This is a genomic window from Cellulosimicrobium cellulans, assembly GCF_001722485.1.
Taxonomy (GTDB): domain Bacteria; phylum Actinomycetota; class Actinomycetes; order Actinomycetales; family Cellulomonadaceae; genus Cellulosimicrobium; species Cellulosimicrobium cellulans_A.
On record NZ_LWGL01000028.1, the window covers coordinates 19,748 to 27,629 of the forward strand.

At 74.1% G+C, this 7,882-nt stretch carries 6 protein-coding genes and 1 pseudogene; 4 read left to right on the forward strand and 3 right to left on the reverse strand.

Annotated features, from left to right (window positions below; translation table 11 throughout):
- Window positions 1–13: 13 nt before the first annotated feature.
- Genes JZ5iCDA_RS05380 through JZ5iCDA_RS05390 form a run of 3 tightly spaced genes read right to left on the reverse strand, consistent with a single transcriptional unit; the run spans window position 14 to window position 3,632 of the window.
- Window positions 14–691 (reverse strand): hypothetical protein, encoded by a 678-nt coding sequence (locus JZ5iCDA_RS05380; protein WP_069386223.1) that lies wholly within the window; start codon window positions 689–691, stop codon window positions 14–16.
- Window positions 688–1,170 carry a hypothetical protein gene (locus JZ5iCDA_RS05385; RefSeq protein ID WP_069386224.1) on the reverse strand — a complete coding sequence of 161 codons (483 nt, stop codon included), beginning with the start codon at window positions 1,168–1,170 and terminating at the stop codon, window positions 688–690. The genes JZ5iCDA_RS05380 and JZ5iCDA_RS05385 overlap by 4 nt, the downstream gene beginning before the upstream one ends.
- Window positions 1,167–3,632: a molybdopterin oxidoreductase family protein gene (locus JZ5iCDA_RS05390; protein WP_069386225.1), complete on the reverse strand. Its 2,466-nt coding sequence runs from the start codon at window positions 3,630–3,632 to the stop codon at window positions 1,167–1,169. Before JZ5iCDA_RS05390 ends, JZ5iCDA_RS05385 begins: the two co-directional genes overlap by 4 nt.
- A gap of 323 nt (window positions 3,633–3,955) precedes the next feature.
- On the opposite strand from JZ5iCDA_RS05390, the gene pdhA reads away from it, so the two are divergent.
- The 4 genes and pseudogenes from pdhA to JZ5iCDA_RS05410 all read left to right on the forward strand — a co-directional run.
- Window positions 3,956–5,128: a pyruvate dehydrogenase (acetyl-transferring) E1 component subunit alpha gene (gene pdhA, locus JZ5iCDA_RS05395; RefSeq protein WP_083259693.1), complete on the forward strand. Its 1,173-nt coding sequence runs from the start codon at window positions 3,956–3,958 to the stop codon at window positions 5,126–5,128.
- Window positions 5,125–6,141: an alpha-ketoacid dehydrogenase subunit beta gene (locus JZ5iCDA_RS05400; protein ID WP_069386226.1), complete on the forward strand. Its 1,017-nt coding sequence runs from the start codon at window positions 5,125–5,127 to the stop codon at window positions 6,139–6,141. The genes pdhA and JZ5iCDA_RS05400 overlap by 4 nt, the downstream gene beginning before the upstream one ends.
- A gap of 27 nt (window positions 6,142–6,168) precedes the next feature.
- The gene (locus JZ5iCDA_RS05405; RefSeq protein WP_069386227.1) at window positions 6,169–7,629 is read left to right on the forward strand and encodes a dihydrolipoamide acetyltransferase family protein; all 1,461 of its coding nucleotides are present in this window, start codon (window positions 6,169–6,171) and stop codon (window positions 7,627–7,629) included.
- 65 nt (window positions 7,630–7,694) lie between these two features.
- A pseudogene (locus JZ5iCDA_RS05410) lies at window positions 7,695–7,882 on the forward strand (hypothetical protein); the annotation flags it as partial.

The window sequence follows — 7,882 nt, forward strand, 5'->3', positions numbered from 1 at the left end:
CGGCCGACGGCGCTCAGAGCTGGGGCCGGACGCCCGCCTCGCCCGTGACATGCCCCAGGTCCGCGGGGAGCCCGGCGGACGCACCGGCTCCCCGCCGGAACAGGGGGAGCACGGCGTGTCCGCGCACGTCCTCGAGCTCGAACGCGAGCGCCGCGTAGAGGGCCACGGCGCCGAGGACGAGCCCGGTGACGCCCGCGACCGACAGCCATGTCGACGAGCCGCTGATCTCGGCGACCCCCGTCAGCGCGAACCGGAGCACCGACAGCGCCATGACGACGGCCGCGACCGGCTTCGCGAGCCCCGCCGTCGCGGGGACGAGAAGCGCCGCGGCCGCGCAGAGCAGGAGCACGCCGAGCCCCGGGCTCGACGCCCCGGGCGGCGTCGTGAGCGTGACGAGGGCGACGGCGCCCCAGGTGCCCGCGAGCACGCCCATCCCGGTGCCGGCGACGGGGTCGCGCGCGAGGAACCCGACCACGCACGCGACGAGCTGGGTGGGCACGGTGAAGGCGAGCACGCCCAGCGCGACGAGGCTGCCCTGCGTCGCGGGGACCCAGCCGAGCTGCACGGACGCGAACGCGACGGTGGCGACGACGAGCCCGAGGAAGCCCAGGGGCAGGGGCGTGCCGACGGGCCGCAGGACGACCCGTGCGACGTCGGCGGTCCCGGCGGGGGCGTCCGTCCCGGTGCTCAACTGATCAGCACCTGCGTCGAGGACTCCTTGAGCTTCGCGTTCGCCCAGCGCACCTGGCGCAGCGTGTCGGGGTGGCAGCGTTGCGCGAGCGACAGGAGGTCGGTGTGCCGGATGCCCTGCGCCGCCTGGGCGAGCATCTCCCAGTCGGCGGAGACGCCGGACGCCTTCATGTAGACCTCGCGCAGGTCGCGCAGCATGAGCAGGCCCGGCGTCCGCGCGCGCCCGGCGAGCTCGCTCGCCTTGTCGAGCGCGCGCTGCGCGACGTTCGACTCGCCGTGCGGCTCGGGGTCGAGGTCCTCGCCGTAGTCACCGGCGATCCCGGCGATCTCGGTGACGTGCCGCTGCGACCACGCCGCGAGGTCGCGGGCGACGTGGTAGACCTCGTGGTCGACCCGGTGCCGGTCGGACACCTGCAGGAGCTCGTGCGCGAGGTCGTTCTCGGACCGGTGGAGCTCGCGCAGGACCAGGCCGATCTTCATCGCACCTCCTCGGGGACGGGCACGTCGAAGGACTCCTCGGCCAGGGCGTCGGGGCCGCCGCGCGTCGGCGGCACGTGGCCCGTCACGGGGGCGGACGCCGTCGTCGTCGGGGCGGGCGCGGGACCGTCGCCGGGGCCGACGCGGCGCAGCGAGGCCGCCGCCGTCTTGAAGATGGGCTGCTTCGACGCCGGGTCCCAGTCGGTGAGGGTGAGCTCGTTCGCGGCGCGCCCGACGTCGTCCGGCCCGCTGCCGCCGGGCGTGTCCCAGTAGCCGTAGTGGAACGGCAGGAAGACGACGCCGCGCCGGACGCCGCTGACGCGCACCTGGGCGACGACGCTGCCCCGTCGCGTGCGGACCTCGGCGACGTCGCCCTCCGCGAGGCCGTGGCGCTCCGCGTCCTCGGCGGACACCTCGATCCAGACCTCGGGCGCCGCGGCCTGCAGCTGGGGTGCGCGGCCCGTCTTCGTCCGGGTGTGGAACTGGTAGACGGTGCGGCCGGTGATGAGCTGGAGCGGGAACTCCTCCGACGGCGGCTCGTGCGGCGGCAGGTACCCGGCGGCCTTGATCACGGCCTTGGCGTCCGGGTTCATCGCCTTGTACTCGGTCGGCTCGAGCGGCGCGCCGGTGACGAGGTCGCGCCCGTAGCTCTCGCAGTACCCGGGGGCGCTCCAGAACTTCCCGTCGACGTAGAGCCGTTCCGTGCCGTCGGGGTTCTCGTCGTTGCACGGCCACTGGATGCCGCTGCCGCCGCGCAGCCTGTCGTACGTGATGCCGGTGTAGTCGCACGGCCGGCCGCGCGAGCACTCCTTCCAGGCCTCGAACGCCTCCTCGGGCGTGCTCCACTTCACGAGCGGCTGCCCGTCCTTGTCCTGGAGCCCGAGGCGGTGCGCGAAGTCGACGAAGATGTCGAGGTCCGGGCGCGCCTCGCCCGGCGGCTCGACGGCCTTCAGCGACAGGTGCACGGTCCGGTCCACGTTCGTGAACGTGCCCGTCTTCTCGCCCCAGGTCGCGGCGGGCAGCACGACGTCGGCGAGCTGCGCCGTCTCCGACAGGAAGATGTCCTGCACCACGAGGAACAGTCGCTCCTGCGACAGCACCGACCGGATGCGGTCCAGCTCCGGCAGGGACACGGCGGGGTTCGTGCCCTGCACCCACAGCATGCGGATCGACCCGTCCTCGACGTAGCGGATCATCTGCATGACGTGCGTCGGCGGCGAGTAGTGCGGGATGCGCATCGGGTCGACGTTCCACACGCGTGCGAGGTCCTCGACGTGCGCGTCGTTCGACCAGTTCCGGAAGCCCGGTAGGTCGCCGTCGGCACCCGCCTCGCGCGTGTTCTGCGCCGTCGGCTGCCCGTTCATCTGGAGGATCCCGCAACCCGGCCGGCCGAGCATGCCGCGCACGATGTGGAGGTTGTTGACCTGCACCGCGGCGGCCGTCGCCTGGTGCGACTGGTAGAAGCCCTGCAGCACCGTCGACAGGAGCCGCTCGGCCGAGCCGATGACGCGCGCCGCCTCGCGCAGGCGCTCGACGGGCACGTCGCAGATCTCGGCTACCTTCTCAGGCGGGTAGTCCGCGACCCGTTCGCGGAGCTCCTCGAAGCCCACGGCGTGCGCGTCGACGTACGCGTGGTCGACGTGGTCGTCCGCGATCACGAGGTGCAGGAGGCCGTTCATCAGCGCGACGTTCGTGCCGGGGCGCGGGGCGAGGTGGACCGTCGCGGCGCGCGCGACCGGCGTCTCGCGCGGGTCGACGCACACGATCTGCGGGGGGTTCGGCCCGGCGAGCCGGTCGAGGACGCGCGTCCACAGCACCGTCTGGGTCTCGGCCATGTTGTGCCCGAAGAGGCAGATGACGTCCGCGTGGTCGACGTCGGTGTACGAGCCGGGCTGGCCGTCGCACGCGAACGACTCCTTGAGCGCGGCCGCCGCGGTCGCCGTGCACAGGCGCGTGTTCCCGTCGACGTGGTTCGTGCCGAGGCCGCCGTGCGCGACGATCCCCAGGGTGTAGTACTCCTCGAGGAACAGCTGGCCGGTCGTGTAGAAGCCGATCGCGCTCGCGCCCTGCTCGTCGAGCAGCTCGCGCGTGCGCCCGACGACGCGGCCCATCGCCTCCTCCCAGGTCGCGCGCACGAGCTCGCCGTCCTTGCGCACGAGCGGGTGCGTGAGGCGGTCGGGGGAGCTGTTCGCCTGCCAGCCGTAGAGGTCCTTCGGGCCGAGCCGGCCGTGGTTGACGCGGTCCACGGCGCGGCCGCGGACGCCGACGATGCGCCCGTCCTTCACCGCGATGTCGAGGCCGTCCCCGTTGGAGTGCAGGATCGTCGCGCTCTGCACCCACTCGTCGACGTCGGCCTCCGTGAGGCCCTCGTCGAGGAACGTGTCGACGCGGGTCGGCCACGGCTCTCCCGGCGCGTAGGGCGTGCGCGTGCCCCACGGTTCCGCGATCCGGTCGCTGCGTGCCATCGCCCCTCCGGTCGGTCGTGCCCACCGGCGGTCGGCGGGCCTCCACCACGCAACGACGGACGTCGCGGCCTCGCAAGCGGGAGCCTCGGCGCGCGCCGGGGTGCCCCCGCCGCGCGGCCCACCCCTTGCCTGCCCCGGCAGGCGGGAGAAGACTCGACGGGGGTTGGAGGATCCCTCCAAACGCGCGGTGCCGACGTTGGCACCGCCGTGGGCAGCGCTACCTACGGCGTCGTAGCCTACGCTTGCGTAGGCTACGGAGACGTAGGTTCCGACGACGCCCCTGCACCCGAGCGGACCGCCCGGCCCGCACCGAAGGAGATCGCGTGACCGAGACGACCGCGAGCACGCCGCCCGACCTCCCCGACGTGACCGGGGGGCCCGACGACGCGCCGCTCCTGCAGCTCGTGACCCCGGCGGGCGCACGGGTGACCACGCCCGAGACCGACGCCTACCGCGAGCGGGTCGCCCACCTCGACGGCGCCGCGCTGCGGGGCCTGTACCGCGACATGGTGCTCACGCGGCGCTTCGACGACGAGGCGACGTCGCTCCAGCGCCAGGGCGAGCTCGGGCTCTTCGCGCAGTCGAAGGGCCAGGAGGCCGCGCAGATCGGCTCCGGCCGGGCCCTCGCCCCCCAGGACTACGTCTTCCCCTCCTACCGCGAGCACGGGGTGTCGCACGTGCGCGGCATCGACACGGTCGACCGCCTGCGCCTGTTCCGCGGCGTCGACCACGGCGGGTGGGACCCGGCCGCGCACAACGTGCACCTGTACACGCTCGTCATCGGGTCGCACGCGCTGCACGCGACCGGCTACGCGATGGGTGTCCAGCGCGACGGGCTCGTCGGCACGGGCGACCCGGCCCGGGACACGGCCGTCGTCGCGTACTTCGGGGACGGCGCGACGTCGCAGGGCGACGTCAGCGAGGCGCTCGTGTTCGCCGCGGTGAACAACGCGCCCGTCGTCTTCTTCTGCCAGAACAACCAGTGGGCGATCTCCGAGCCCACGACCAAGCAGACCCGCGTGCCGCTGTACCGCCGCGGCGGCGGCTTCGGCATCCCCAGCGTGCGCGTCGACGGCAACGACGTGCTCGCGTGCTACGCCGTGACGGCTGAGGCGCTGGAGCGCGCCCGCTCCGGCGGCGGCCCGACGTTCGTCGAGGCGTTCACCTACCGGATGGGCGCGCACACGACGTCGGACGACCCGACGAAGTACCGCTCGCGCGCGCAGGAGGAGTACTGGCGCCGGCGCGACCCGATCGACCGGCTCGAGGCGCTGCTGCGCGCCGAGGACGCCTGGGACGACGCGTTCGCCGCCGAGGTGGAGGCCGAGGCCGAGGCGCTCGGCGAGCGGCTGCGCACCGAGACCCGCGCGCTCGCCGCGCCTGCGGGGTCCAGCATGTTCGAGCACGTCTACGCGACGCCGCACTCCGTCGTGGAGCGTGAGAGCGCGTGGTTCGCCGAGTACGAAGAGTCGTTCGCCGAGGAGGCCGCACGATGACCACGGGGACCACCGGCGCCGCCGGGAGCACGAAGACCCTCACCCTCGCGCGCGCGATCAACGAAGGCCTGCGCCGCGCGCTCGAGAACGACCCGAAGGTCCTGCTCATGGGCGAGGACATCGGCCCGCTCGGCGGCGTGTTCCGCGTGACGGACGGGCTGCAGAAGGACTTCGGCGAGGACCGCGTCGTCGACACCCCGCTCGCGGAGTCCGGCATCCTCGGCACCGCGATCGGCCTCGCGCTGCGCGGGTACCGGCCCGTGTGCGAGATCCAGTTCGACGGCTTCGTCTTCCCGGCGTACGACCAGATCACCACGCAGCTCGCCAAGATGGGCTACCGCTCGGGCGGGCGCCTGCAGGTGCCGGTCGTCGTGCGCATCCCCTACGGCGGCGGCATCGGCGCGGTCGAGCACCACAGCGAGAGCCCCGAGGCGCTGTTCGCGCACACGGCCGGACTGCGCGTCGTCTCGCCGTCCACGCCGCAGGACGCGTTCACGATGATCCAGGAGGCGATCGCCTCCCCGGACCCCGTGCTGTTCTTCGAGCCGAAGGGCCGCTACTGGGAGAAGGGCGAGGTCGACCTCGGCGGACGCGGCGAGGGCGCGAGCGTGCTCGACCGCGCGCGCGTCGTGCGCCCGGGCACGGACCTCACGCTCGTCGCGTACGGCCCGACGGTCGCCACGGCCCTGCGCGCCGCGGCCGCCGCCGAGCAGGAGGGCCGCAGCGTCGAGGTCGTCGACCTGCGCGCGATCTCGCCGCTCGACACCGCGACCGTCGTCGAGTCGGTCCGCCGCACGGGGCGCTGCGTCGTCGTGCACGAGGCGCCCACCTACCTCGGCTCGGGCGCCGAGGTCGCGGCCCGCGTGACCGAGGAGTGCTTCTACGCGCTCGAGGCGCCCGTGCTGCGCGTCGGCGGCTTCCACACCCCGTACCCGGTCGCGAAGATCGAGCACGACTACCTGCCGAGCCTCGACCGGGTGCTCGACGCCGTCGACCGCGCGTTCGCGTACTGACGCACCCGACAACCAGGAGGACAAGCAGTGCCGACGTACGAGCAGTTCAAGCTCCCCGACGCGGGCGAGGGGCTCACCGAGGCCGAGATCGTGCACTGGCACGTCGCCGTCGGCGACCGCGTCACGGTCAACCAGACGATCGTCGAGATCGAGACGGCGAAGTCGCTCGTCGACCTGCCGTCGCCCTACACCGGCGTCGTGAGCGAGATCCTCGTGGACGAGGGCGTGACGGTGGAGGTCGGGGTGCCGATCGTCGTCGTCGACACGGACCCCGACGGGACCGCTCCCGCGCCCACCGTGCCGGGTGCGTCGGTGCCCGACGGCGCGGACGCGCCCGCGGCTCCGGTCGCGGAGCAGGAGCCCGCCGCAGCGGGTGGCTCCGGCTCGGTGCTCGTCGGCTACGGCACGGTCGAGCCCGGCACGGCCCGTCGGCGACGCCGCGGCGCGACCCCGACGCAGTCACCCGCTCCGGCGCAGACGCAGGCGCGGCCGGCCACCCCCGCACCCGCTCCTGCGCGCGCCGCGTCCCCCGCGCCCGCCGCACCGGCACCGGCTCCCGCGCCGACCGTGGCGCACGCGCACCTGCCGGTGCTCGCCAAGCCGCCCGTGCGCAAGCTCGCGAAGGACCTCGGCGTCGACCTCACGAGCGTCGCGGGCACCGGCCCCGGCGGGATCGTCACGCGCGAGGACGTCGTCGCGCACCACGACCAGGCGAAGGCCGAGCCCCTCGCGACGTACGCCGACGACGACCAGCCGTGGCTCGCGAAGGGCACCGTCACGCCCGACGGCCGCCGGACGCGCGTGCCCGTGCGGTCGGTGCGCAAGCGGACCGCCGAGGCGATGGTCGCGAGCGCGTTCACCGCCCCGCACGTCACCGTGTTCCATACGATCGACGTCACGCGGACGATGAAGCTCGTGCGCACGCTGCGCGAGGACAAGGAGTTCGCGGACGTGCGCGTCACGCCGCTGCTCGTCGCCGCGAAGGCGCTGCTCCTGGCCCTGCGCCGCCACCCCGAGGTCAACGCGAGCTGGGACGACGAGGCGCAGGAGATCGTCTACAAGCACTACGTGAACCTGGGGATCGCGGCCGCCACGCCGCGCGGGCTCGTCGTCCCCAACATCAAGGACGCGCACCGCCTCGACCTGCACGGGCTCGCGACGGAGATCGCGGCCCTCACGGCGACCGCGCGCGCCGGACGGACGACGCCGACGGACATGAGCGACGGCACGATCACCATCACGAACGTCGGCGTCTTCGGCATCGACACCGGCACGCCGATCCTCAACCCCGGCGAGTCCGCGATCCTCGCGTTCGGCGCGATCCGTGAGCAGCCCTGGGTGCACAAGGGCAAGATCAGGAAGCGGTGGGTCACGCAGCTCGCGCTGAGCTTCGACCACCGGCTGATCGACGGCGAGCTGGGCGCGCGCATGCTGGCCGACGTCGCGCGCGTGCTCGAGGAGCCGGCCCGGGGCCTCGTCTGGGGCTGAGGCGCCGCGGCCGGGTGCGGCAAACCCGCTGACACCCGGGGCGGGTGCGTGCCACGATCGCGCCCATGGGCGACGTCCTCGGGCAGCTGTGGGCCGGCGCGCTGGCGGGGTACGCGATCGCCGTGCCCGTCGGCGCGATCGCGACCTACCTCGTCGCGCTGACCGCCCGGACGTCGTGGCGCGTCGGCGCGGCCGCCGGGCTCGGCGTCGCGACGGCCGACGGCCTGTACGCGCTCGCCGCGACCCTGGGCGG